At 70.3% G+C, this 22,863-nt stretch carries 25 protein-coding genes; 11 read left to right on the forward strand and 14 right to left on the reverse strand.

Annotated features, from left to right (window positions below):
• Positions 1-13: 13 nt before the first annotated feature.
• From AB0H84_RS10700 to AB0H84_RS10720, 5 genes are all read right to left on the reverse strand, one after another.
• Positions 14-259 (reverse strand): hypothetical protein, encoded by a 246-nt coding sequence (locus tag AB0H84_RS10700; RefSeq protein ID WP_344993050.1) that lies wholly within the window; start codon positions 257-259, stop codon positions 14-16.
• An 81-nt stretch (positions 260-340) separates the two neighbouring features.
• Positions 341-1,060, reverse strand: a complete 720-nt coding sequence (locus AB0H84_RS10705; RefSeq protein ID WP_357601381.1) for a conjugal transfer protein — start codon at positions 1,058-1,060, stop codon at positions 341-343.
• Positions 1,061-1,681: 621 nt separating this feature from the next.
• Positions 1,682-1,981, reverse strand: a complete 300-nt coding sequence (locus AB0H84_RS10710) for a hypothetical protein (RefSeq protein WP_357601384.1) — start codon at positions 1,979-1,981, stop codon at positions 1,682-1,684.
• A gap of 233 nt (positions 1,982-2,214) precedes the next feature.
• Complete coding sequence (xseA, locus tag AB0H84_RS10715; RefSeq protein ID WP_357601387.1) at positions 2,215-3,438, reverse strand: exodeoxyribonuclease VII large subunit; 1,224 nt, start codon at positions 3,436-3,438, stop codon at positions 2,215-2,217.
• Positions 3,439-3,464: 26 nt separating this feature from the next.
• Positions 3,465-4,700, reverse strand: a complete 1,236-nt coding sequence (locus AB0H84_RS10720) for a hypothetical protein (RefSeq protein WP_357601390.1) — start codon at positions 4,698-4,700, stop codon at positions 3,465-3,467.
• 101 nt (positions 4,701-4,801) lie between these two features.
• Between AB0H84_RS10720 and AB0H84_RS10725 the strand changes: the two genes are divergently transcribed.
• Complete coding sequence (locus AB0H84_RS10725) at positions 4,802-5,767, forward strand: 4-hydroxy-3-methylbut-2-enyl diphosphate reductase (protein ID WP_357601392.1); 966 nt, start codon at positions 4,802-4,804, stop codon at positions 5,765-5,767.
• Between the two features lie 38 nt (positions 5,768-5,805).
• Here the strand turns inward: AB0H84_RS10725 and AB0H84_RS10730 are convergent, their stop codons facing one another.
• Both AB0H84_RS10730 and AB0H84_RS10735 read right to left on the reverse strand, forming a co-directional pair.
• Entirely contained in the window at positions 5,806-6,312 is a 507-nt protein-coding gene (locus AB0H84_RS10730) for a DUF6542 domain-containing protein (protein ID WP_357601395.1), read from the reverse strand.
• A 14-nt stretch (positions 6,313-6,326) separates the two neighbouring features.
• Positions 6,327-7,583, reverse strand: a complete 1,257-nt coding sequence (locus tag AB0H84_RS10735; protein WP_357601398.1) for a DNA recombination protein RmuC — start codon at positions 7,581-7,583, stop codon at positions 6,327-6,329.
• A gap of 79 nt (positions 7,584-7,662) precedes the next feature.
• Between AB0H84_RS10735 and ychF the strand changes: the two genes are divergently transcribed.
• Positions 7,663-8,739: a redox-regulated ATPase YchF gene (gene ychF / locus AB0H84_RS10740; RefSeq protein WP_357601400.1), complete on the forward strand. Its 1,077-nt coding sequence runs from the start codon at positions 7,663-7,665 to the stop codon at positions 8,737-8,739.
• Positions 8,740-8,921: 182 nt separating this feature from the next.
• On the opposite strand, the gene glpX is transcribed toward ychF, so the two are convergent.
• Positions 8,922-9,956, reverse strand: a complete 1,035-nt coding sequence (gene glpX, locus AB0H84_RS10745) for a class II fructose-bisphosphatase (protein WP_357601403.1) — start codon at positions 9,954-9,956, stop codon at positions 8,922-8,924.
• 234 nt (positions 9,957-10,190) lie between these two features.
• Between glpX and AB0H84_RS10750 the strand changes: the two genes are divergently transcribed.
• Genes AB0H84_RS10750 through AB0H84_RS10760 form a run of 3 tightly spaced genes read left to right on the forward strand, consistent with a single transcriptional unit; the run spans position 10,191 to position 11,646 of the window.
• Positions 10,191-10,799, forward strand: a complete 609-nt coding sequence (locus AB0H84_RS10750) for a TetR/AcrR family transcriptional regulator (protein WP_357601405.1) — start codon at positions 10,191-10,193, stop codon at positions 10,797-10,799.
• A gap of 11 nt (positions 10,800-10,810) precedes the next feature.
• Positions 10,811-11,341 (forward strand): DUF4245 domain-containing protein, encoded by a 531-nt coding sequence (locus AB0H84_RS10755; RefSeq protein WP_357601408.1) that lies wholly within the window; start codon positions 10,811-10,813, stop codon positions 11,339-11,341.
• A 35-nt stretch (positions 11,342-11,376) separates the two neighbouring features.
• Positions 11,377-11,646 carry an exodeoxyribonuclease VII small subunit gene (locus AB0H84_RS10760; protein ID WP_357601411.1) on the forward strand — a complete coding sequence of 90 codons (270 nt, stop codon included), beginning with the start codon at positions 11,377-11,379 and terminating at the stop codon, positions 11,644-11,646.
• Between the two features lie 34 nt (positions 11,647-11,680).
• Here AB0H84_RS10760 and AB0H84_RS10765 read toward each other — a convergent pair whose 3' ends face one another.
• The gene (locus AB0H84_RS10765; protein WP_357601414.1) at positions 11,681-12,094 is read right to left on the reverse strand and encodes a nitroreductase family deazaflavin-dependent oxidoreductase; all 414 of its coding nucleotides are present in this window, start codon (positions 12,092-12,094) and stop codon (positions 11,681-11,683) included.
• Positions 12,095-12,176: 82 nt separating this feature from the next.
• Between AB0H84_RS10765 and AB0H84_RS10770 the strand changes: the two genes are divergently transcribed.
• Positions 12,177-12,791 carry a helix-turn-helix domain-containing protein gene (locus tag AB0H84_RS10770; protein WP_357601417.1) on the forward strand — a complete coding sequence of 205 codons (615 nt, stop codon included), beginning with the start codon at positions 12,177-12,179 and terminating at the stop codon, positions 12,789-12,791.
• Positions 12,792-13,009: 218 nt separating this feature from the next.
• On the opposite strand, the gene AB0H84_RS10775 is transcribed toward AB0H84_RS10770, so the two are convergent.
• Together AB0H84_RS10775 and AB0H84_RS10780 are read right to left on the reverse strand one after the other, a co-directional pair.
• The gene (locus tag AB0H84_RS10775) at positions 13,010-13,660 is read right to left on the reverse strand and encodes a DUF1707 domain-containing protein (protein ID WP_357601420.1); all 651 of its coding nucleotides are present in this window, start codon (positions 13,658-13,660) and stop codon (positions 13,010-13,012) included.
• A gap of 54 nt (positions 13,661-13,714) precedes the next feature.
• The gene (locus AB0H84_RS10780) at positions 13,715-14,266 is read right to left on the reverse strand and encodes a TetR/AcrR family transcriptional regulator (RefSeq protein ID WP_357601423.1); all 552 of its coding nucleotides are present in this window, start codon (positions 14,264-14,266) and stop codon (positions 13,715-13,717) included.
• A gap of 74 nt (positions 14,267-14,340) precedes the next feature.
• On the opposite strand from AB0H84_RS10780, the gene AB0H84_RS10785 reads away from it, so the two are divergent.
• From AB0H84_RS10785 to AB0H84_RS10795, 3 genes are all read left to right on the forward strand, one after another.
• Positions 14,341-15,048, forward strand: a complete 708-nt coding sequence (locus tag AB0H84_RS10785; protein WP_357601426.1) for an SDR family oxidoreductase — start codon at positions 14,341-14,343, stop codon at positions 15,046-15,048.
• Between the two features lie 62 nt (positions 15,049-15,110).
• A complete protein-coding gene (locus tag AB0H84_RS10790; protein WP_357601428.1) occupies positions 15,111-15,764 on the forward strand; it encodes a DUF998 domain-containing protein in 654 nt (217 codons plus the stop codon).
• A gap of 118 nt (positions 15,765-15,882) precedes the next feature.
• Positions 15,883-17,046, forward strand: a complete 1,164-nt coding sequence (locus tag AB0H84_RS10795) for an MFS transporter (protein WP_357601431.1) — start codon at positions 15,883-15,885, stop codon at positions 17,044-17,046.
• A gap of 48 nt (positions 17,047-17,094) precedes the next feature.
• On the opposite strand, the gene AB0H84_RS10800 is transcribed toward AB0H84_RS10795, so the two are convergent.
• Together AB0H84_RS10800 and AB0H84_RS10805 are read right to left on the reverse strand one after the other, a co-directional pair.
• Positions 17,095-18,033, reverse strand: a complete 939-nt coding sequence (locus AB0H84_RS10800) for a Gfo/Idh/MocA family oxidoreductase (RefSeq protein ID WP_357601434.1) — start codon at positions 18,031-18,033, stop codon at positions 17,095-17,097.
• A 49-nt stretch (positions 18,034-18,082) separates the two neighbouring features.
• On the reverse strand, positions 18,083-19,486 hold the full coding sequence (locus AB0H84_RS10805; RefSeq protein ID WP_357601437.1) for a PLP-dependent aminotransferase family protein: 1,404 nt from the start codon (positions 19,484-19,486) through the stop codon (positions 18,083-18,085).
• 68 nt (positions 19,487-19,554) lie between these two features.
• Between AB0H84_RS10805 and AB0H84_RS10810 the strand changes: the two genes are divergently transcribed.
• Together AB0H84_RS10810 and AB0H84_RS10815 are read left to right on the forward strand one after the other, a co-directional pair.
• Entirely contained in the window at positions 19,555-20,436 is an 882-nt protein-coding gene (locus tag AB0H84_RS10810; protein WP_357601440.1) for a DMT family transporter, read from the forward strand.
• A gap of 26 nt (positions 20,437-20,462) precedes the next feature.
• Positions 20,463-22,118, forward strand: a complete 1,656-nt coding sequence (locus tag AB0H84_RS10815; RefSeq protein ID WP_357601443.1) for a fumarate hydratase — start codon at positions 20,463-20,465, stop codon at positions 22,116-22,118.
• Between the two features lie 108 nt (positions 22,119-22,226).
• Here the strand turns inward: AB0H84_RS10815 and AB0H84_RS10820 are convergent, their stop codons facing one another.
• Positions 22,227-22,415: a DUF5999 family protein gene (locus AB0H84_RS10820; protein ID WP_344992766.1), complete on the reverse strand. Its 189-nt coding sequence runs from the start codon at positions 22,413-22,415 to the stop codon at positions 22,227-22,229.
• Positions 22,416-22,863: the final 448 nt, after the last annotated feature.

Raw genomic sequence — 22,863 nt, forward strand, 5'->3', positions numbered from 1 at the left:
GCGGTCTCAACCCTCACTTGATGCCCAGTGCGCCGGCGATCGCCTTCGCCGTCACCTCAATGATGTTGGGAACGTAGAAGATCACTCCGATGGCCACAGCCAATATCAGGAACTGCACGAATCGCGTGATCTCGCGGGTGAAGAGGAAGAAGAGCGCGACCACGGAGACGACCACGAGGAACAACGGGGCGAAGAACCCGCGCAGGAAGTTGGCGAGCCCTCCGGTGTCCAGGCCGGTCGGCGTCGGCGTCGGCGACATCTCGATCAAGGTGAGCACTACGGTCTTCAAGGTCACTTCTTGTCCTCCCGGGGGGTATCGATCAGCAGCGCGGCCGTGCCTCTACCCAACGACCCGACCGGCGCCGCGGATGTCGGCGACGAACCACTTGTCGCCCTGCTTCTCGACGGTCAGGCGGTAGGCCATCTCCAGCGTGCCCTGCACGGCCGCCGGGTCGGTGGCATCGGGGGTCGAGGGCGTCTCGCTGTTCGGCACGACCCACACCACGACCGCCTGGATCTCTCGTGTGGCACCCCCCACAGGCACCACGACCTTCTTCAGCTCTTTGAACGTGAACGTGCCGCCGAAGCTCGGCAGGGTCTTGCCGGAGGCGACATAGCGCTGCAGACCGGCGGTGTTGCCGAGGGCGTAGTCCGTGAAGAAGCCCTTCAGTTGCTCCTTGAGCTCGCTCGCGGTCGCCTCGTCGGTCTCCGGCGCGGCCAGTTGGGGCACGTCGGCCGGGCCGGGGGCGGGCAGGACCGCGGGACGCCCGACGACGGCGAACCTGCCGCCGGCGTCGTCGCCCGCGTAGTAGACCGGGACGGACAGCATCAGCCTGCGCGGGCCTGACTGGAAGGCCACGCTCACCACCGCGTTGTGGGCGTCGCTCGCGTCGATGTCGTACGGCTGGATGGCGACGGCCGAGAGCTTGCCGTAACCGTCCCATCCCATTTGCGGGTCCATGCCCTCGGCCAGGAACGCGGCGAGCTTACGCGACCTGCTGGCCGCGTCTTCCGGGCTGAAATTGAGATAGACCCCGGCGAACTGGGCGGCGAAAGCCATGCCCCGGTCGGCGGGAAAACCCTGGTGAGCAGGTGCGACGGCATTAGGGGTCGATGTCCCTTGCTGGGTAAATCGCTCAAATGGGGCACGAACCCCATTCACTACGATAACCACAATAAGCGCCCAGAGAACGATGCGGCCGACCCACACCAGCCACCGTCCGCCGCCGCCCGACCAGCCGCCGCGCCGCGGCCTGCGGGACGGCGGCTCGTCGTAGTCAGCTGTGTCAAGGCGCGCCGAAAGCTCGGGGTCGCCAGCGATCCGAGGATCGTGCTGGACGGTAGACCTACGAGCCATCACGCCTCCGCTCGCGCCGATCCCCCCGGCTGGCGCGGTGTCGTCCGTTGCCGATCCCCATCATCCGCGGTGAAGTAGTCACCCTATCCGGTCTCCGCCATTGTTCCAGGAAAGCCACGCCCATGCTGCGGCATGACAGACCTGACGGCAAACCGGACCGGATGACAGGCGTCATTGCCGATTCCGGTCATCTCCTGGGTGAATAGCCTTTTGACCAGGGCAGACGCCTGAAAACGCATAGCGCGACAGTCACGGATTCCTGTCCAACAGGCATGGACTCTCGCGACCTGCGGATTCGGTATGGATCGCGGCGGCCCCGGACCGTCAGGCGGGCTCCGGGTCCTGCGTGGGCCTCGGCTGCCGCCTGCTGTGCAGGTCCACGACCGTCGGCTGCACCGCCCGCTCCAGGGAGCCGCGCAGGTCGGCCAGCATCTCCGCGGCGTCGCGGTCACGCATGCGCGTCGCCATCTCGTTGCGCTCGTCGACCTTCCTGCGGAGGTACGCCTCGCGGTTGACGCGCAGGCCGTACATGAGCTCGACCCTGATCAGGGCCAGCTCCTCCTCGAGACTGATGCCCGCGAGCGTGGGCGCAGGACGTCGTTTCCGGATGATGCGACGGATCATTGAGGGCCTCCCGAGTCAGCGTGAACGCCGTGACGATTCGACGCGCGGGGGCCCAAAGTGGTTGACGCATCAGTTTTCCCGGCATCAGACGCCTATCGACTCCCGACATCAGACGCCTCAGGGGGCTTCACCGCCGTCCACGCGGCAACTTAGCGTAACCAACGACTGCGTTCAGTGATTGCGCCGACGACACGCGACAACTCGCCGGGCAGGACGGCATGTGGGACGACGGCTCACGCGTCCTCGGGCGGGCCGGGCTCCTCCGCGCGTACGGTCAGCCGGTCGTCGCTCAGGCGGATCGTCAGCAGCGAGCCGGGAGAGACGTCCTTGGCGAGGCGCACCACCTCGCCCGACGGGTGCTGGACGATGGCGTAGCCGCGCTCCAGCGTGGCCGCCGGGGAGAGCGCGACCAGGCGGGCACGCAGGTGGGTGAGATCGTCGGAGGCCCGGTCGAGCGAGCCGGACAGCGAGCGCCTGGCCCGGTCGCGCAGCGACTCGACCTGCTCGGCCCGGCGCTCCAGCTCGCGCACCGGGTCGGCCAGCGCGGGCCGCGAGCGCAGCGACGTGAGCCAGGACATCTCCCTGTCGAGCCAGCCGCTCATCACCCTGCGGCCCCGGTCGCGGAGCTGGCGCACCAGCGTGAGCTGCTCGCCGACGTCGGGCACGACCTTCTTGGCCGCGTCCGTGGGGGTGGAGGCCCGCACGTCGGCCACCAGGTCGAGCAGCGGGCTGTCCTGCTCGTGGCCGATCGCGCTGACGACGGGCGTCCGGCAGGCGGCCACCGAGCGTACGAGCGTCTCGTCGGAGAACGGCAGGAGATCCTCCAGGGAGCCGCCGCCGCGGGCGATGACGATCACGTCGACCGCGGAGTCTGCGTCGAGCTTGCGCAGCGCCTCGGTCACCTCGCCCACCGCGTAAGGGCCCTGGACGGCTACCTCCTCGACCTTGAACCGCACGGCGGGCCAGCGCCTGCGGCTGTTCTCCAGCACGTCGCGCTCGGCCGCGGAGTCGCGGCCGCAGATGAGCCCGATCGTGCCGGGCAGGAACGGCAGCCGCCGCTTCCTGTCGGCGTTGAACAGCCCCTCGGTCGCCAGGAGCTGCCTGAGCCGCTCCAGCCTGGCCAGCAGCTCGCCCACGCCGACCGGGCGGATCTCCAGAGCGGTGAAGGCGAACGAGCCTCTGTTGACCCAGAAGTCGGGCTTGACCTGCATCACGACCCTGGCGCCGTCGGCCGGCCTCGGCACGGCGGCCTCGTAGACGCCGCGCGGGGTGGTGACCTTGGCCGACACGTTGGCGACCGGGTCGCGCAGCGTCATGAACACCGTGCCGCCACGCGCGCTGAGGTCGGTGATCTGGCCCTCGACCCAGACCGTGCCGAGTCTGCCGATCCAGCCGCCCACCATCTGCAGGACCGTACGGATCGGCAGGGGAGACTCGGGTGAGGTCTTCTCGGTCATGGCCGAAGACTACGGGGTACGGGTGACTACTCCCCGGCCTGCAGCTTCGCCAGGCGGTTCTCGAACATCTTGATCACCTCGGGCCGCACCTTCGTGGCCTTCTCGAAGGCGAGGAAGTCGCCGATCTGCTCGGCGGTCTTGCCCCGCATCCTGGCGCGCAGGGACGCGACGGTCATCTCGGAGTAGCCGGGCAGCGGCTCGGCCAGGTCCTCAGAGGCGGCTGCGGCTGCGGGTGTGGCTGCGGCCGCGGCTGCGAGGCCCGGAGCGGCAGCGGCACCGAGCTCCGGCGCGGCAGCGGCAGCGGCAGCGGCAGCGGCAGCGGCAGCGGCAGCGGGCTCCGGTGCGGCTTCGGGCTTGGGCGCGGCCTCCGGCGCGGCGGCGGCCTCGTCGGCGGGCTTCTTGGTCGACTTCTTGGCCGCAGCGGGCTTCTTCTCTGCGGCGGGCTTCTTCTCTGCGGCCGGCTTCTTCTCCGCGGCGGGCTTCCTGGCCGGGGCCTTGCGGGCGGGCTTCGGCTTGGCCTCGGGGGTCTCCTCCGCGACGGCGGCCTTCGCCTCGACCTCAGCAGGCTCCTCAGCGACAGCGGGCTTCTCGGCGACGGCGGGCTCGGCGACCGTGGCGGCGGGGGCGGCCGCGGGCTCGGCGGCGACCTCCTCCACGACGGTGGCCGCGGGCTCGGCGGCCTTGGGCTCAGCCGCGGGCTCGGCGGCCTTCGACTCGGCCGCGGGCTCGGCGACCTTCGACTCGGCCGCGGGCTTCTCCGTGACGGCGGGTTCGGTGGCGGCCTTGGGCTCCTCCGCGACCGCCTGCTTGGTGGCGGCCTTGGGCTCGGCGGCGGGCTCCTCCTCGACCGCGGGCTTGGTGGCGGCGGAGGTCTCGGTGTCGGCGGTGGCCGCGGACTTGCCGGCCGGCGTGAAGATGACCGGGTCGGGCTTGGTCTTGGCGGCGCCGTTGGGCTCGGCCGCGCCCGGGCGCGGCGCGAAGATCACCGGCTCCTTGCGAGCGGGCTTCTCCGCTTCCGCCTCCGGAGCCGCGGCCACCTGGTCGGCGGCCGAGGGGCGCGAGTCGTACGCCTCCTCCTGCTCCTCCTTGCTGCCCAGGTTCTTGATGGAGTTCTTCACCCGGTCGACGACCAGCAGCGCCTGGCCGGCCGCGCTGAGCGTGGTCTGGATGACGAGGAGCGGAAGGTCCTTGGCCTTCTCCTTCAGCTCGTCCTTGTTGGTGACGGTCTTGGCGATGTTGCGTATCACGTCGCTGAGGGACATGACGTCTCCCTGGGAGGTCTGTATTGGACGGCTAGTCTGGCAAACGTGCGGGCAAGCACGCACGCGCGGGCCTGATCGCCGCTCCACGTAGCATAGAAAGTATGGAGCCCCAGACCTCTACTTCCCGCCGAGTACTCGTAGCCAAGCCGCGCGGCTACTGTGCCGGAGTCGATCGAGCCGTGGTAGCGGTCGAGAAGGCTCTGGAGCAGTATGGTGCGCCGATCTACGTACGTAAGCAGATCGTCCACAACACCCACGTGGTGAAGACGCTCGAGGCCAGGGGGGCCATCTTCGTCGACGAGACCGAAGAGGTCCCCGAGGGCGAGATCGTGGTGTTCTCGGCCCACGGCGTGTCCCCGGCCGTGCACGAGGAGGCCAGGCAGCGCGGGCTGCGCACCGTCGACGCAACCTGCCCGCTGGTCACCAAGGTGCACAACGAGGCCAAGCGGTTCGCCAGTCAGGACTACGACATCCTCCTGATCGGGCACGAGGGCCACGAGGAGGTCGAAGGCACCTCGGGCGAGGCCCCGGACCACATCCAGCTCGTGGACGGGCTCGACTCGGTCGACAAGGTGCGGGTGAAGGACCCGAGCAAGCTGGTGTGGCTGTCGCAGACCACGCTGTCGGTCGACGAGACCACCGAGACGGTGGCCCGGCTCAAGGAGCGCTTCCCCACGCTGATCGACCCGCCGAGCGACGACATCTGCTACGCCACTCAGAACCGGCAGGTGGCGGTCAAGGAGATCGCCGCCGAGGCGCAGCTCGTCATCGTGGTCGGCTCCGAGAACTCCTCCAACTCCAAGCGCCTGGTCGAGGTGGCCAAGGACTACGGCGCGGAGGCGTCGTACCTGGTCGACAACGCCACGTTCATCCGCGACGAGTGGCTCGAAGGGGTCACCACGGTCGGCGTCACCAGCGGCGCCTCCGTCCCGGAGGAGCTGGTCGAGGAGGTGCTGGCGCGGCTGGCGCAGCACGGGTTCGGCGACGTGACGGAGGTCGAGTCGGTGCAGGAGAGCATGCGCTTCGCCCTCCCCCACGAGCTGCGCAAGGACCTGCGGGCGTCGTAGTCGTCCGCGCGCGGCGTCCCGTACGACCCGCGGGCGTCCTAGTCGTCCGCGCGCGGCGTCCCGTACACCTTGGGCTCGAAGTAGCCCTCCGGTTCGGGCACGAACGTCTGACGCGGGCGCGGCAACTCCGCGCCCGCCTTCAGCTCTTCCCGCAGCTCGCGTACGTTGTCGCGCAGCCCCCGCCGCCAGGTGACGCCCAGCACGATCGCCGAGCCCGCGAACAGCCAGGGCGCGCCGCCGGTCAGCGACGTGTAGAGGCCGAGCGCCAGCGACTGCACGATCGACACCGACCCGAACGCCCGCCCGAGCTCGACGAAGAGCGTGGCGCAGAAGAACACCAGCGGCGGCGTCACCACCAGCGACAGCAGCTCGCGCCGGTTGACCATGAGCGCGCCGAGCAGGCTCGACAGCACGAACGCCGCGCCCACGATCAACTGGATGTCGAAGAGCGCCGCCAGCACGTAGCCCGCCAGGGTGGAGACCAGGGCGAGCGCGATGGCGCCGCGAGCGGTCAGCCTGACCGCGGAACGCCTCTTCTCACCCACTGCCCCACCCCCATTTATTGCGACCCGTTGGCCAACTTACCGTTCGAGTGGGAAAGCAGATGCGAGGTTTCGAGCAGTTCTGGGGATGCCAGGGGTCTGGGCAGGCCATCCAGCATGTCCGGCGAGTCGAGATCGCCGTCCACGACGCCCAGGTCGTGCAGCTTGCGCGCGGTGACCAGGACGCGGCTTTCGAGCGACCCGACCGATTTGTTGTACGCCTCCACGGCCCGCGTCAGCGCCCTGCCGAGCGAGTCGACGTTCCTGCCCAGGGATGACAGCCGCTCGTACAGCTCCTTGCCCAGCTCGAACACCGCCCGCGCGTTCTCGCTCAGCGCGGCCTGCTGCCAGGCGTAGTGCGCGGTGCGCAGCATCGTGATGAGCGTCGTCGGCGTGGCGATGTGGACCCGCCGCGTCATGGCGTACTCGAGCAGGCCGGGATCGCGTTCGAGCGCGGGGGCCAGGAACGCCTCGCCCGGGATGAACAGCACCACGAACTCCGGCGACGGGTTGAACCCCTGCCAGTAGGACTTGGCCGCCAGCCGGTCGATGTGCTCGCGCACGTGCCTGGCGTGGGCGTCGAGCCTGACGGAGGCCAGGGACTCGTCGGACGCCTCCGCGGCCTCCAGATAGGCCGCCAGCGAGACTTTGGAGTCGACCACGATGTTCTTGCCCCCGGCGAGCCTGACGACCATGTCGGGGCGCATGGAGCCCTCGGTGACCTGCTCCTCGAAGTCGCAGTGATGCTGCATGCCGGCGATCTCGGCCACCCGGCGCAGCTGGAGCTCACCCCACCTGCCGCGCGCCTCCGGCCGTTGCAGCGCCCTGACGAGCGCGGTGGTCTGGGAGCGCAGCTGCTCGTTGCTCTGCCGTACGAACTCCATCTGCTTGGCCAGCTCGGCACGGGCCGCACGCTGGCCGGACTCGGTGTCGCGGAGCTGCGACTCGACCCGCGCCAGCGCGTCCTTCAGCGGCTCCACCAGGTGCTCGACGGCCTGCCTGCGCTGCTCCAGGTCGCCCGCGGCCTCGGCGCGGGTGGCCGCCAGCCTGCTCTCGGCCAGCTCGAGGAACCGGATGTTGTTGACGTCGAGCGCGCGCGTGGACAGGGACTGGAAGCGCTCGGCGAGCTGCTCCTCGACGTAGACGAGCTTGTCGGCGGCCGCCTTGGCCCGCGCGTCGGCCTCCGCCACCCGCACCGCCGCTCTCGTCCTGGCCACCAGGAACCCGATGACGAGTCCGGCGGCCAGACCTGCGAGAAGCGAGACGATGTCCACCCGGCCGATGATGGCAGGACTGCGGCGCGCCGTTCCCGCCCGACACGCCCGTTACGCTCAGCACGTAAACTTGATGCCCGTGAGTCTCTCCATCGGGATCGTCGGTCTGCCCAACGTCGGCAAGTCCACGCTCTTCAACGCGCTGACGAAGTCCGGCAACGCGCTCGCCGCGAACTACCCGTTCGCCACCATCGAGCCGAACGTGGGCATCGTGGGCGTGCCCGACGACCGCCTGCCCAAGCTGGCCGAGATCTTCGACTCGGCCCGCGTCCTGCCGGCCAAGGTCGAGTTCGTCGACGTGGCGGGCCTGGTCAAGGGGGCTTCCGAGGGGCAGGGCAGGGGCAACCAGTTCCTCGCCAACATCCGCGAGACCGACGCGATCTGCCAGGTCGTCCGCGTCTTCAGCGACCCCGACGTCACGCACGTGGACGGCGACATCTCGCCCAAGCGCGACATCGAGACCATCAACACCGAGTTGATCATGGCCGACCTGCAGACGGTCGAGAAGGCCGTCCCGCGCCTGCAGAAGGAGGCGCGCAACAACAAGGACAAGAAGGCCGCGCTGGAGGCCGCGGAGGCCGCCCTGCGGGTGCTGGAGACCGGCAAGACCATCTTCGAGAGCGGCCTCGACCGCGAGGAGCTGCGCGAGCTGCACCTGCTGACGGCCAAGCCGTTCCTGTACGTCTTCAACCTCGACGCCGACGAGCTGACCGACACCGCGCTCAGGGAGCAGCTGTCGACGCTGGTCGCCCCGGCCGAGGCGGTCTTCATGGACGCCAAGATCGAGTCGGAGCTGGTCGAGCTCGACGAGGAGGAGGCGCTGGAGCTGCTCCAGTCCGTCGGCCAGGAGGAGTCGGGGCTGCGGCAGCTGGCCAGGATCGGCTTCGACACCCTCGGCCTGCAGACCTACCTCACGGCCGGGCCGAAGGAGAGCAGGGCCTGGACGATCCGCAAGGGCGCCACCGCTCCCGAGGCGGCCGGCGTGATCCACACCGACTTCCAGCGCGGCTTCATCAAGGCCGAGGTCGTCTCCTTCGACGACCTGGTGGAGCTCGGTTCCATCGCCAACGCCCGCGCGGCGGGCAAGGCCCGGGTCGAGGGCAAGGACTACGTCATGCAGGACGGCGACGTGGTGGAGTTCCGCTTCAACGTCTGAGCACGGCGCCGATAGGCGGGTTGGGAAGGCTGTTCAGCGGTCGGGCCGGCACGGCCGCCGGCCGCTGCTCCGTGACCGCATGTCTCAGCCTGCGGTGTCGAGGTTGATCGCCATGTCTCAGCCCGCGGTGTCGAAGTTGATCGCCATGTCTCAGCCCGCGGTGTCGAAGTTGATCGCCATGTCTAGCCCGCGGTGTCGAAGTTGATCGCGCTGTACGCCCGCAGCTTCCAGAGCTGGTGCTCGCTCTGGATCTTGCGGATCGTTCCCGACCGGCCGCGCATCACCAGCGACTCGGTCACCGCCGAGCCCGCGCGGAACCGTACGCCCTGCATGAGCTCGCCGTGCGTGATGCCGGTCGCCGCGAAGAACACGTCGTCGGAGCTGACCAGGTCGTTCGTGGTGAGCACCTGGTCGAGATCGTGCCCCGCGTCCAGGGCCTTGCGGCGCTCGGCGTCGTCGCGCGGCCAGAGCTTGCCCTGGATCACGCCGCCCAGGCACTTGAGCGCGCACGCGGCCACGATGCCCTCCGGCGTGCCGCCGATGCCCAGCATCAGGTCGATGCCGGTGCCCGTACGGGCCGCCATGATCGCGCCGGCCACGTCGCCGTCGGTGATGAACTTGATCCGCGCGCCCGTCTCCCTGATCTCCTTGACCAGCCGCTCGTGCCTGGGCCGGTCGAGCACGACCACGGTCACGTCGGAGGACGAGCAGTGCTTGGCCCTGGCGACCGCGGCGATGTTCGCGGAGACGGGGGCCTCGATGTCGACCACGTCGGCCGCCTCGGGGCCGGTGACCAGCTTCTCCATGTAGAAAACGGCCGACGGGTCGTACATCGAGCCGCGCTCGCTCACCGCGATCACCGACACCGCGTCGGGCATGCCCAGCGCGGTCAGCCTGGTGCCGTCGATGGGGTCCACGGCCACGTCGCAGTCGGGGCCGCTGCCGTCGCCCACCTGCTCGCCGTTGAAGAGCATCGGGGCATGGTCCTTCTCGCCCTCGCCGATGACCACCACGCCGTTCATGGAGACCGTGTTGATCAGCTGGCGCATGGCGTTCACCGCCGCGCCGTCGGCGCCGTTCTTGTCGCCCCTGCCGACCCATCTGGCCGCCGCCATCGCCGCCGCCTCCGTGACGCGGACCAGCTCCAGCGCCAGGTTCCTGTCAGGGGCGTGCTCGCCCGTGGCGAGCGCGGGCGGTACGGATGTCTGATCGGACATGATTGAGCAGCCTCCTCGTGGAAATCTACGTCGATCGTAGTTGCCCCTCTATTCCCGCCCAGAGGCGGATAATCTGCCGGGACACCGGTGGGGTTCGTGACAGAGGACGCCCTCGGTAAGCTGCGAGTGGATTGCCCTGTCATATCGGGGAACGGATTTTGCGCCATACCGTGTGCACGTGAAGGATCTTGCCTCCACCATGGAGCATGGCGCCCTGCCATGGAGGAGATCTGAATGAGCGATGTGGAGAACATGGCCGTCCCGCCACGCACGTCCGAGCGGGGCGCGGCCACGCGTAGCTCGCTGCTCGCCGCCGCCAGGGAGGTCTTCGTCTCCAAGGGGTTCGCCGAGGCGGGCGTGACCGACGTGGTGGCGAGGGCCGAAGCCAGCGTGGGCAGCCTGTATCACCACTTCTCCGGCAAGGCGGATCTCTACCTCACGTTGTTCGAGGAGTTCCAGGCCAACCAGACGCAGCGGACCAAGCAGGCCGCCCGTGCGGCCCGGGCCGCCGGCGAGACCGACCCGATGCGCGTGTTCATCAGCGCCGCCCGCGCCTATCTCGACGGGTGCCTGGAGGATCGCGAGCTGGCCGAGCTGTTCCTGCGCGGCGACGGGCCGCCCGGCTTCGACGTCGTCATGCGCGACAGGCTGCGCAAGTGGGCGCAGCTCAACGCGGCGCTGTTCGAGGACGAGAGCGCGCTGGTCGTGGTGGTCACGGGCGCGCTGGCCGCGGCCGTGTCCGAGGTGGTGCGTACGGGCGACCGCGCCCTGGCCGAGGAGGTGCTCGCCATCATCGGCCAGATCCGCCCGGCCACTTCGGCGACCGCCCCCACCAGCGGGTAACCTCGCCAACTGTGCGACGGTTCACCCAAGGTTTCTACGGCTACGTGGTAGCGCTGTTCGTCTGCCTCGCGGCGGCCGGACTGTTCCTGCTGATCGCTCCGCAGAGCCGGGAGGAGCACATCCCGCGGCTCGACTACTCGATCACCGTCGCCAACTTCGGCCACTCGGTCCCGTACGGCGTGTACGCCCCGCAGAGCGACCCGGCGGGCTGGGTGCCCAACAGCAACAAGATCGCCAAGGGCGAGAACGGCGCGCAGGTCCTCTATCTCGGCTACGCCACGGCCAAGCGCCAGCACGCGATGTTCGCGCAGAGCAACGAGCGGCCGGCGGCCGGGTTCGCCAGCCGGATGGCCAACTCCGACAAGGCCGTCGGCACGCAGCAGGTCGGCGACGTGACGTGGGAGCAGCGCTTCCGCCAGGACAAGAACCAGCGCTCGCTGGTCCGCGTCCTGCCCGAGGTGACTCTCGTGATCACCGGTACGGCCGACTGGCCCGAGCTGGCGGAGCTGGCGTCCGTCCTGCGGCAGCGCCCCCAGGGCTGAGCGTTCCGGCGCTTCACGTACGCCCTGGTCCTCGGATGTCGGCCGGCGCGTCTAGGGTGGTGCCCGTGGCAGCAGACGAGAAGGCACCCTCATACGAGCAGGCGCGCGAGGAGCTGACCGAGGTGGTGCGCCGGCTGGAGACCGGCGGGCTGACCCTGGAGCAATCCATCGAGCTGTGGGAGCGCGGCGAGAAGCTGGCGGCGGTCTGCGAGGAATGGCTCCAGGGGGCCCGGGTCAAGCTCGCCGCCGCCATGGCGCGCCGCTCCGAGCCCACAGCGGGCAACTCCAACGACACGCCGTTCTGACGGTCCCCGCCCTCTCGCCGAACGAGGCTTACGGTCAGGCTGCCGTGCGGTAGAGCGCTACCACGGGGATGCGGCGGCTCGTCTTGGTCTCGTACTCGGCGAAGCCCGGCCACTTCTCCGCCATCCGCGCGTAGAGCTCGTCGCGCTCGGCGCCCTCCAGGATCACGGCATTGACCTCGAACGTCTCCTTCCCCAGCTCCGCCGTCGCCCGAGGCGTGGCGCGCAGGTTGTGATACCAGGCAGGGTGATGGTCCTGGCCGGCGTTGGAGGCGATGACGACGTAGCGGTCGCCGTCGGCCAGGTACATCATCGGCGAGGTCGTCGGCTTGCCGCTCTTGGCTCCTGTGGTCGTGAGCAGGACGAGAGGAGCCCCCTCGAACATGCCGCCGACCCGCCCCTCGTTGGCGCGGAACTCCTCGATGATCTGCTGGTTGAACTCGTTGGCCATTGCGACTCCCGGTTAATCGGAGGACTCTCCGGTTCGGAGCTTAACCGGAGATCCCTCCGGTTGCCAGCGGTATGCTCCATCCGTGCGCGGACGTCGATTGCTGCCCGTGGTCGGGCAGCCCCAGCCGGAGCGGGCCGACGCCGCGCGGAACCGGCAGAAGATCATTGAGGCGGCGACCCGGATGCTCGCCGAGCGCGGCGCCGACGAACTCTCGCTCGACGAGGTGGCCAGGGTCGCGGGCGTCGGCGTCGGCACCGTCTACCGCCGCTTCGGCGACCGGGCCGGACTCCTCTACGCGCTGATCGACGAGCGGGAGCGGCGCTTCCAGGCCGCCTTCCTCTCCGGGCCGCCGCCGCTCGGCCCCGGCGCCCCCGCCGCCGATCGGATCGAGGCGTTCCTGTACGCGCTGGTCGACCGCATCGTGGCGCAGCAGGGGCTCTACGTGTCGCTGGAGAAGGGCGGCGGCATGAACAAGTTCTCCGGGCCGTACCGGGTGCACCACGTCCACCTGGCCACCCTGATCGCCCAGGCCCGCCCGCGCGCCGCCGCCCCCTACCTCGCCGACGCCCTCCTGGCGCCGGTCAGCGCCTGCCTGATCGCGTTCCAGCGGGAGGAGCGCGGCATGAACGTCGACGACATCAAGGCCGGCCTGACCTCGCTGACCGCGGCCGTCATACGCGGCCGCGTGCCGGGGTAGCAAAGTCACCCGTGCACGCCAGCGCGTGAGCATGTCACTGTGAGTACGAGGCCGACTCACGCCAGGCGAGGAGGAACATCGAAATGATCCCAGGCTGCGGCAACTGTGACTGTGGCGACGTGCTTCACGAAGGGACCCCGTCGCACTGGACGGCGCTGCACATCGAGTAGCCCCGGCAGATCAGCCCGCCGTCACCGCGGTCACGGCGGGCTGGCCGGTCAGCGGCGGCGCTTGCGGCGAGGTGGCTCCTTGACCTTGACGTCCCCCACGAGGTTCGTCGTGCGCACCTCGACGACCGGCGCGCCGGGGTCGGTCGGCTGCTTGGTCAGGCGGACGGTTCTGCCCTTGGCGACCCGGATCACCTCGAGTCCCTCCGGCACGTGGATCTCCAGCCCGCCGAAGACGAGGGTGGCGTTGATGATGACCTGCCGGTTCTGCAGGATCGCGTCGCGGAAGTCCAGCTTGGTGGTGCCAAACATGGCCGTCACGTCCAGCTCGGCCGGCACGACCCAGCGCCCCCCGCGCTGCTCCTGCTTGAAGATGGCCGACACGGGGCGGCCGTCCAGGTTGAGCGGCTGCTGGTCGGCGGGGAGCAGGTCGGTGGTGAGCTCGGCCAGTTGGCCGAGCGTGCGCGCGGAGTAGAGGACCCCCAGCCGCTCCTCCAGCTCGTCGAGGGTGAGCCGGCCGTCGGCGTGCGCGTCCTGGAGCACCTGGGCGATGCGCTCCCGGTCGGCGTCGGACGCGCGGAGCTCGTGGGGTGGCGGCACGTCGCCGGCCGCGTGTGGTCGCCGGGCCGACACGAACTCCTCGGCCAGCCGCTCTCCGACTTCCTGCAGCTTCGGCAACCACGATCCCGCGCGTTCGTTCACACATCCGACGATAACCGGCGCCCGCGGGAATCGCTCGCGCCGGACGGACCCGCATCACCGGATTCGCGCCAGAAGTCCGGCAATCTCCTCTGCCAACTCCGCGTTCACCTCGGCGTGGCGGTTGAGCAGCCGGTACCACATCGCGCCGAACACGAGGTCGACGGCCAGCTCCAGATCCACGTCCTCCGGTACGGCGCCGTGCGCCAGCACCGAGCGCAGGGCGGTGCGGCGCGGCTCGATGAGCTTCGCCCGCAGCTCGGCGGCCAGGGCGGGATCGGACTGGGCGTCGGCCATCAGCCCCACCACCACCTGCCCCGCGACCCCCTGCGCCAGCGTGAACGTCTGCTCCAGGAACGTCACGAGATCAGTTCGCGCGTCCCCCGTGTCCGGCGGATCGGGGATGTCCTCGGCCAGCACGTCGGTCAGGCTCTCGAGCAGGACCTGAGCCTTGCTCTGCCACCAGCGGTAGACCGTCTGCCTGCCGCTGCCGGACGCCTCGGCGATGCCCTTCATGGTGACGCCCTGGTATCCGTCGCGGGCGCACAGGTCGAGCGCCGCCTGAAGGATCGCTCTCCTGGCCACTTCGCTGCGTGGTCTGCCTACCATGGCGCCCACTTTACAAGACACGATGCCTCGTTTATATTCGAGGCATGATGTCTCGTATTGAGAGGGATTCAGAAATGCGCGTAGTGATCGTCGGCGGCACGTCCGGCATCGGTCTGGGGACCGCGGCCCGGCTGGCCGCGGGTGGCGCGGAGGTGTTCGTCACTGGCCGCTCGGAAGAGCGCCTGGAGGCGGCGTTGAAGCAGCTCGGCGACCAGGCGAGCGGTGAGGTGGTCGACGCCCGCGACACCGGCGCGATGCGGGCGCTGTTCGAGAGGCTGGGCGCCGTCGATCATGTCGTCATCACCGTGACGCGCCGCGGCGGCGCGGGGCCGCTGAGCTCCCTGACCAGCGACGCGATCACCGGGGCGGTGCAGGACAAGCTGGTCCCGCACCTGCTGACCGCACAGGCCGCGCTCGGCGCGCTGCGCCCCGGCGGCTCGATCACCTTCGTGACGGCGGCGTCCGCGGGCGCGGCTCTCGCCGGAGTCTCCGTGCTGGCGGCGGTGAACGGGGCGATCGAGGCCGCGGTGCCCGGCCTCGCGGTCGAGCTGGCGCCCATCAGGGTGAACGCGGTCTCCCCCGGCGTGATCGACACCGACTGGTGGTCGGGGCTGGGGGACGAGGCGCGGGCCGCGTTCCTGGAGGGCACCGCCGCCGCCCTGCCGGTCGGACGCGTCGGCACGCCCGAGGACGTGGCCGTCACGATCGAGTACGTGGTGCGCAACTCGTTCGTCACCGGGACCGTGCTGACCGTGGACGGAGGCGGGAGGCTCAAGGCCTGAGGACGGGACGGACGGAATCTCCGCGCCCTCCCCTCCGTTGATCTCGGCAAAGGGAGGTGTACGTGCATCAACCGGCGCGATGGGGTCTCGGCGCGGCAGGCGCGGGCATAGCGGTGATCGTGGTCCTGGAGCTGACCAGCTTCGACGAGATGAACCCGCTCAGGCGGACCATCAGCGAGCACGGCCTCGGCCCCGACGGGTGGATCTTCGGGCTGGCCGTGGGGCTGCTCGCGGCCGGGTCGGCGGCCATCGGGGTGTCGCTGGCGCGCAAGCGGCTGGCCGGGATCTTCGGCACCATCGCGCTCATGGGATGGAGCGTGGGGCTCTTCATGACGGCGTGGTTCGAGAAGAACGACTGGGCGGTGGGGCCGAGCCTGCACGGGAGCATCCACCGAGTGGGCAGCTTCATCGCCTTCCTCAGCCTGCCGCTGGCCGCCGTGATCATCGCGAGGCCCTGGCGGCACCGCGAACGGTCGAGGGCCACGCTGGTGGCGTTCGGGCTCGGGATCTGCTCGGTGCTGTGGGTCGTGGGCATCGCCACGGTCATGCTGGTCGGGGCGAGGCAGGGGCTGCCGTGGTGGCGCGCCATGCCGCTCGGGCTGGTGGAGCGCGGCATGGCCGTCACGGAGGTCTCCGCCCTCCTCGCGCTCGGCGTGTGGGCCGCCGCCCGGCAACTCGACACCACGGTGAAGGTCGCCTCGGAAGAGCCGCGCTGACGGGAGATACCGGGCGGACGGCGGGCCGGTCGTGGGTGGCGGAACGGAGTGGCGGGCCGCTAACCTGACCCCGCCTCACGTTTGATGTCCCCCCGATCAGGAGGCCGTAGTGCCGTCCGTGCGTGATTTCCAGGCCCGGCTCGCCACGTACGTCGTCTACGCCGTACAGGGCCTGTCGTTCGCCTCGCTCCTCATCCAGGTCGCCAACCTGCAGGCCAAGCACGGCCTCGATGACGGGACCCTGACGCTCCTGCTGCTGATCGTGCCGGTGTTCGCGGGGGTAGGCAGCGTGGCGGCAGGCACGTTCGCCAGCCGGTACGGCAGCAAGCTGCTCCTGCGCATCGCCCAGCCCGTCGTCGCGGCCGCCGTGGTGCTCATCGGGCTGGCACCGAACGTGCCGCTGCTGCTGCCGGTGCTCCTGCTCTTCGGGCTGGGCGTGGGCGCGGTGGACGCGGGCATGAACATGCAGGGCGTGGCGGTCGAGCGCAGGTACGGCGTGCAGGTGCTGAACGGGTTCCACTGCGTGTGGAGCGCGTTCAGCGTGGTCGGGGCGGCATGGGCGTCGGTGGCCGCCGATCTCCCACTCCCGTTGATCATGTCGATCCCGATGGTGTTCGCGGTGGCGGGCTCACTCGCCTGCGCTCGGTACCTGTGCACGCCCGAGGAGGAGAAGGTCGAGGACGCCCCGGCGGCCCCGGCCACCGGCGGGTTCCCCTGGCGGCCGATCATCCCGCTCTGCCTGGCCATGGCCTTCCTGTACGTCGGCGACGCCGCGGTGTCCAACTTCAACACCGTCTTCATGAAGAACGTGCTCCATGCGAGCGCGCAGGTGATCCCGCTGGCGTACGTCGCGTACCAGGCGACCACGCTGGCCGTCCGGCTCTGCGGCGACCTCGCGGTCAGGCTGTATGGCCCCGCCGCCATTGTCAGGATCGGCGGCGTGATCGCCACCGTGGGCTTCCTCGGCGTCGTCCTCGCCCCGAACCAGCCGCTGGCCATCGTCGCCTTCGGGCTGACCGGGGTGGGGCTGTCGGTGGTGGCGCCGCAGTCGTTCTCGGCGGCGGGCAAGCTCGACCCGGCCGGGACCGGGGTGGCCATCGCCCGGGTGAACCTTTTCAACTACGTCGGCTTCATCGTGGGCGCCGCACTGGTGGGCGGCATCGCGGACGCCACGGACATGCGGGTGGCCTTCGCCGCGCCCCTGGTGCTGGCCTCCGCCATCATCGCCCTCGCCGCGGGCTTCCAGCCCAAGCGCCAGGCCCCCGACCCCTCCACCGCCTGACCGCACGGCGATCAGTGCCGCACCTCCACCACCTCGACGGCACGGCGATCAGTGCCGCACCTCCGCGACCTCGACGGTACGGCGTTCGCGCAGCGACAGGTCGGCGGCCTCGGCCACGTAGAGCGCCTCGAGCGCGTCCTCGATCGTGCACAGGCTCTTGTCCCCGGCCAGGAAGGCGTCGATCTCCTCGCGGTAGGCGGTCTCGAAGCGGGTGACGAAGTCGGGCCAGGGCTCGCCAGGGCCGGGCAGGCCCTCGGTCGAGTGCAGCGGGGCGCGCGGGCCGAGGCCGACGGCCTGGGTGCGCCTGGTGCCGGCCAGCTCCATGCGCACGTCGTACCCGCCGCCGTTGTAACGCGAGCCCTGCAGGGTGGCCAGCGTGCCGTCGTCCAGGGTGAGCAGCGCGGCGCTGGTGTCCACGTCGCCCGCCTCCGCGAAGAACGACGCCCCGCGGTTCGCCCCCGTCGCGTGCACCGAGACCACCTCGCGGCCCGTCACCCAGCGCAGGATGTCGAAGTCGTGGATGTGGCAGTCGCGGAAGATGCCGCCTGAGGTCGCGATGTACTCGGCGGGCGGCGGCGCGGGGTCGGCGGTGATCAGGTGGACGCGGTGCAGCTCCCCCAGCTCCCCGGCGCGCAGGGCGTGCGCCGCCGCCACGTACCCGGGGTCGAACCTGCGCTGGAACCCGATCTGCACCCGGTTGCCCGCGCTCGCCTCCAGCACCTTGACGGTCTCGGCCACCGTGCTCGCGACCGGCTTCTCGCAGAAGGCCGGTATGCCCCGCTCGCAGGCCCTGACGATGAGCTCGGCGTGCGTGCCGGTCGGGGTCGCGATCACCACGGCGTCCGACTCGAAGGGATCCCCCGGCCTGCCGTACGGCGACGTACGCACGGGATCGGCCACGATCAGCTCGTCCACCAGCGGATGCGCGGCCAGGGTCGCGGCGTGAAAGGCTCCGATCCGGCCCAGACCCAGCAGTCCCACACGCATGACGCCTCCAATCGGAATCAGGCTTTCTTTCTAGGCGAGGTCTTCTCCCTCAGTCAACCTTTTGTCCTGACATTCTGACTTTTAAGCCTCGGACGGCCTCAGCGGCCTTGTGCGCCGGCAGCCGGGCGAACCCCACCACCACGGCCGCGGGCCCCGGCGACGCGCGCATCGGCCCCACGGGCTCGGTGGACAGGCCGAGCTCCTGCGCGGCCCGCGTGGTCCTGAGCTCGTCCCAGCCGTCCGGCAGCTCCAGGTAGACGTGCAGGCCCGCGTCGATGCCCTTGACCCGGACCTCGGGCAGCTCCTCGGCCAGCGACGCGACCAGGGCGTCCCGTCGGCGGCGGTACTCCCGGCGCATCCTGCGCAGGTGCTTGTCGTAGCCGCCGGTACGCAGGAAGTGCGCCAGCGCGTACTGCTCGATGACCGGCGAGCCCAGGTCCAGCTCGCCTCGCGCCACGCGCACCGCCTCGGCCAGGTCGGGGGGCGCCGCCACCCAGCCCAGGCGGAGGCCCGGCGCCATCGCCTTGCTCACGCTGCCCGACAGGATCACCCGGTCGGGGGCCAGGCCCTGGAGGCAGCCCACGGGGTCGCGGTCGAAGCGGAACTCGGCGTCGTAGTCGTCCTCCAGGATCGCCCGGTCGCCCGCGTACGCCCACTCCATCAGGGCGGCCCGGCGCGGCGGCGAGAGGACCACGCCGGTCGGGTACTGGTGCGCCGGCGTGACCACGACGGCGTCGCCGCTCAGCCGCCGCACGTCCAGACCCTCCTCGTCCACGGGGACCGGCACGAGCTGCGCGCCCGCCCGCCTGAGCAGCGGCACCTGACGGTGGCTCGTCGGGTCCTCCACGGCCAGCCGGAGCGGGCGCCGCCGGCCCAGCACGTGCAGGACCAGGCTCAGGCCCTGGGCCACGCCGCCCACGATGACGAGGTTCTCCGGGCGCACGTCCGCCGCCCTGACCCGCCTGAGGTAACCGGCCAGCTCTTCGCGCAGCTCGGGCACTCCCCCGGGGTCCCCGTAGTCGAGGGCGTCCGAGGGAACGGTGGTCAGGACGTGCCTGACGGAGGCGAGCCAGCGCTCGCGCGGGAAGTGGCCGAGGTCAGGAGAGGTGGGGCGATGCCCGTAGTACGGCCCGCACACGGTGGCGGCATTCGGGCGCGCCGGCTCGGGCGGGGGCGACGCCTTCGGCCGGGCGGCGGCCTTGGGGGCGGCCTTCGGGGTGACCTGGGTGCCGGCGCCCACCTTGGAGACCAGGAAGCCCTCGGCGACGAGCTGCTCGTACGCCTCCACCACCACGCCCCTGGAGACCTGGAGGTCGGCGGCCAGGTCGCGGGTCGCGGGGAGGCGGGTGCCCGGGGCGAGCCGCCCGCCCCTGATGGACTCGCGCAGTACGGAGGCGATCTGCCCAGCAATCCCGCCCTCATCACGATTTATCTGGATATGGAGGTCAGCCATATTGGTCCTGTCTTTTGGCGGGACATTGGACTGTTTGTGAGTGCCATTGTCTCCCTAGCATCCTCCGCATGAGAAACGGCATCTTTGGGGCCGCCTCCGCCATGTTCCTCGTCGGAACGCTGGCCGGGGTGTCCGGGCTCGTGGACGGCTATCCCCTGTACGGCGGACAGGCGATCCGGTATCTGGCGGCCGCGGTCATCCTGCTTCTCATCACGCGCGCGCTCGGCCTGCGATTCGTCCGGCTCACGCTGCGCGAGACCCTCTACCTCGGCGGGCTCACCCTGCTCGGCCTGGTGATCTTCAACGTCTGCGTGGTCGAGTCGACGCGCGCCGCCGGGCCCGCCCTGGTCGGCACCGTGCTCGGCACCGTGCCGCTGGCCCTCGCGCTGGCCGGCGGCCGCCCGGCGCCCCGGCTGCTGGCGGGGGCCTGCGTGGTGGTGGCCGGGGCGACGCTGGCCACCGGGCTCGGCAGCGGCAACCTGCCCGGGCTGCTGTGGGCGCTGGGCGCGCTCGTGGGCGAGGTGAGCTTCTCCATGCTGGCCATCCCGCTGCTGCCGAAGCTGGGGGCGATCAGGGTCTCGGCCTACTCGACGGCGCTGGCCGTGCCCCTGCTGGCCGTGGCCGGGCTGGCGGACGACGGGGTGGCGGGGATGTTCCGGCCGCCGACGTGGGCGGAGTCGCTGGGGTTCGCGTACCTGGCGGTGGTGGTGACGGTCGGGGCGTTCTTCCTCTGGTACAGCTCGCTGCCCAGGCTGGGCCCCGGCCGCGCGGGACTCTTCGCGGGGCTCATCCCGGTGGGCGCCATCGTGACGGGCGCGGTGCTCGGGGTGGCGGCGCCGTCCACGTACGACCTGCTGGGCGCGGGACTCGTGATCGTGGGCATCCTCGTGGGCCTCACCGCGGAGCACTCGCGAACGGTCTCGGAAGTGGCCGCCCCCGGAGGCGCGTAATCTCTTGGGGGATCGAAAGGATGGACATGGGCGACTTCGACTACACCGACCTGCTGCCGCTGGGAGCCGATGAGACCGAGTATCGGCTGATCACATCGGAGGGGGTGCGGAAGGTCGAGGCGGCCGGGCGTACGTTCCTCGAGGTCGAGCCGGAGGCGCTGCGCCTGCTGACCGAGACGGCCGTCCACGACATCTCCCACTTCCTGCGGGCCTCGCACCTCGCCCAGCTGCGGAAGATCGTCGATGACCCCGAGTCCAGCGGCAACGACCGGTTCGTGGCGCTCGACCTGCTCAAGAACGCCTCCATCTCCGCCGGCGGCGTGCTGCCCATGTGCCAGGACACCGGCACCGCGATCGTCATGGGCAAGCGCGGGCGCCACGTGCTGACCGACGGGCTCGACGCCGAGCACATCTCGCGGGGCGTGTACGACGCGTACACCAAGCTCAACCTGCGTTACTCGCAGATGGCCCCGCTGACCATGTGGGAGGAGAAGAACACCGGCAGCAACCTGCCCGCCCAGGTCGAGCTCTACGCCGAGGACCCGCACGGCCATCCGGACGAGTACAAACTGCTCTTCATGGCCAAGGGCGGCGGCTCGGCCAACAAGTCGTTCCTGTACCAGGAGACCAAGGCCGTGCTCAACGAGAAGCGCATGATGGCCTTCCTGGAGGAGAAGATCCGCTCGCTGGGCACCGCGGCCTGCCCGCCGTACCACCTGGCCGTCGTCGTGGGCGGCACGTCCGCCGAGTTCGCGCTGAAGACCGCCAAGTACGCCAGCGCCCGCTACCTCGACTCGATCCCGACAGAGGGGTCGGCCTCCGGGCACGGCTTCCGCGACCTGGAGATGGAGGCCAAGGTCTTCGAGCTGACGCAGAAGCTGGGGATCGGGGCGCAGTTCGGGGGCAAGTACTTCTGCCACGACGTGCGCGTCATCCGCCTGCCCCGGCACGGCGCCTCCTGCCCGGTGGCCATCGCCGTCTCCTGCTCGGCCGACCGCCAGGCGCTCGCCAAGATCACGCCCGAGGGCGTCTTCCTGGAGAAGCTGGAGACCGACCCGGCGCGCTTCCTCCCGGAGACCACCGACGAGCACCTCTCGGACGACGTCGTACAGATCGACCTCAACCGCCCCATGCCCGAGATTCTCGCTGAGCTGACGAAATATCCGGTCAAGACGCGCCTCTCGCTGACCGGCCCCCTGGTGGTCGCCCGCGACATCGCCCACGCCAAGATCGCCGAGCTGCTGGACAACGGCGGCGAGATGCCGCAATACCTGAAGGACCACGCCGTCTACTACGCCGGACCGGCCAAGACCCCCGAGGGGTACGCCTCCGGCTCGTTTGGGCCGACGACGGCCGGGCGGATGGACTCGTACGTGGAGCGCTTCCAGGCGGCGGGCGGGTCGATGGTCATGCTGGCCAAGGGCAACCGCTCCAAGCAGGTCACCGAGGCCTGCCAGAAGCACGGCGGCTTCTACCTGGGCTCCATCGGCGGGCCCGCGGCGCGCCTGGCGCAGGACTGCATCAAGAAGGTCGAGGTGCTGGAATATCCGGAGCTGGGGATGGAGGCGGTGTGGAAGATCGAGGTGGTGGACTTCCCCGCGTTCATCGTGGTGGACGACAAGGGTGACGACTTCTTCGCCGACCGCACCGGCCCGGTGCTGACCATCGGCCGCCGCGCCTGAGAAGCGCCCTCTTTCCGACGAACGGCCATCGCCGGGCGGACGCCCCGTCCCCCGGCCAAGGCCCGTAGTCGGGGGGCGGCGCCCATCGCGATGGGGGGTGATGGGGTCTCAGGCGGCCACCGGAGCCCGGTGCGGCGCCACCACGGTGCCGTCGGGCAGCAGCAGGCCGGTGTCCTCGAACAGCACGACGCCGTTGCAGAGCAGGCTCCAGCCCTGGTCAGGGTGGGCCGCGATCACGTGTGACGCCTCACGGTCGGGCGAGTCGGCACTGGGGCAAACGGGGTAGTGACAGCACATCGCGCACCTCTCAGATTGCGCTCCGGATTCGTGGCATTCAAAAGGGCAACGGGCGCCCCGATGGCGTGCGAAGGTCCAGCGTGGCTCCTGTCGGCTTCTTGGGCCGGGGGCGAACCTGGGTCTGGCGCATCTTCATCACGTCCCTCAATAGCCGGTCGTCAGTAGTGGAACCTCGGCGTACACCCTCAGTCTGACCATCGTGTCCGACAGTTTGCGGACCTTTGGAAGAACGCCCTCTCTCTTGGCTGTACCATGCCCCGCCCCCCTTTCGGCACCCTTACAAGTGGCTGACAGCATCCCTGAACTTCCTGACAAGCCTGGCCTGCCGTACCCCTTGAAAGGCCCCTACCAGGCATCATGCACATTTATCCGCGACGCGGGTGTGCCGCACGACACACATCCGGGGCGGTCGCCGCCGCCGGCTTCGGGCTGCGGCGGACCCTCTGGG

This window comes from Nonomuraea sp. NPDC050786, assembly GCF_040654115.1.
GTDB lineage: Bacteria > Actinomycetota > Actinomycetes > Streptosporangiales > Streptosporangiaceae > Nonomuraea.

What these genes read in the sequence shown, in the direction of transcription:
- AB0H84_RS10780 (WP_357601423.1), bottom strand. Translation starts at nt 14,266, where the DNA reads ATGGTAGGCAGACCACGCAGCGAAGTGGCCAGGAGAGCGATCCTTCAG.
- AB0H84_RS10785 (WP_357601426.1), top strand. Translation starts at nt 14,341, where the DNA reads ATGCGCGTAGTGATCGTCGGCGGCACGTCCGGCATCGGTCTGGGGACC.
- xseA (WP_357601387.1), bottom strand. Translation starts at nt 3,438, where the DNA reads ATGACCGAGAAGACCTCACCCGAGTCTCCCCTGCCGATCCGTACGGTC.
- AB0H84_RS10700 (WP_344993050.1), bottom strand. Translation starts at nt 259, where the DNA reads ATGTCGCCGACGCCGACGCCGACCGGCCTGGACACCGGAGGGCTCGCC.
- AB0H84_RS10820 (WP_344992766.1), bottom strand. Translation starts at nt 22,415, where the DNA reads ATGTGCTGTCACTACCCCGTTTGCCCCAGTGCCGACTCGCCCGACCGT.
- AB0H84_RS10815 (WP_357601443.1), top strand. Translation starts at nt 20,463, where the DNA reads ATGGGCGACTTCGACTACACCGACCTGCTGCCGCTGGGAGCCGATGAG.
- AB0H84_RS10705 (WP_357601381.1), bottom strand. Translation starts at nt 1,060, where the DNA reads ATGGCTTTCGCCGCCCAGTTCGCCGGGGTCTATCTCAATTTCAGCCCG.
- AB0H84_RS10805 (WP_357601437.1), bottom strand. Translation starts at nt 19,486, where the DNA reads ATGGCTGACCTCCATATCCAGATAAATCGTGATGAGGGCGGGATTGCT.
- AB0H84_RS10720 (WP_357601390.1), bottom strand. Translation starts at nt 4,700, where the DNA reads ATGTCCCTCAGCGACGTGATACGCAACATCGCCAAGACCGTCACCAAC.
- AB0H84_RS10800 (WP_357601434.1), bottom strand. Translation starts at nt 18,033, where the DNA reads ATGCGTGTGGGACTGCTGGGTCTGGGCCGGATCGGAGCCTTTCACGCC.
- AB0H84_RS10810 (WP_357601440.1), top strand. Translation starts at nt 19,555, where the DNA reads ATGAGAAACGGCATCTTTGGGGCCGCCTCCGCCATGTTCCTCGTCGGA.
- AB0H84_RS10725 (WP_357601392.1), top strand. Translation starts at nt 4,802, where the DNA reads ATGGAGCCCCAGACCTCTACTTCCCGCCGAGTACTCGTAGCCAAGCCG.
- AB0H84_RS10760 (WP_357601411.1), top strand. Translation starts at nt 11,377, where the DNA reads ATGTCGGCCGGCGCGTCTAGGGTGGTGCCCGTGGCAGCAGACGAGAAG.
- AB0H84_RS10765 (WP_357601414.1), bottom strand. Translation starts at nt 12,094, where the DNA reads ATGGCCAACGAGTTCAACCAGCAGATCATCGAGGAGTTCCGCGCCAAC.
- glpX (WP_357601403.1), bottom strand. Translation starts at nt 9,956, where the DNA reads ATGTCCGATCAGACATCCGTACCGCCCGCGCTCGCCACGGGCGAGCAC.
- AB0H84_RS10750 (WP_357601405.1), top strand. Translation starts at nt 10,191, where the DNA reads ATGAGCGATGTGGAGAACATGGCCGTCCCGCCACGCACGTCCGAGCGG.
- AB0H84_RS10710 (WP_357601384.1), bottom strand. Translation starts at nt 1,981, where the DNA reads ATGATCCGTCGCATCATCCGGAAACGACGTCCTGCGCCCACGCTCGCG.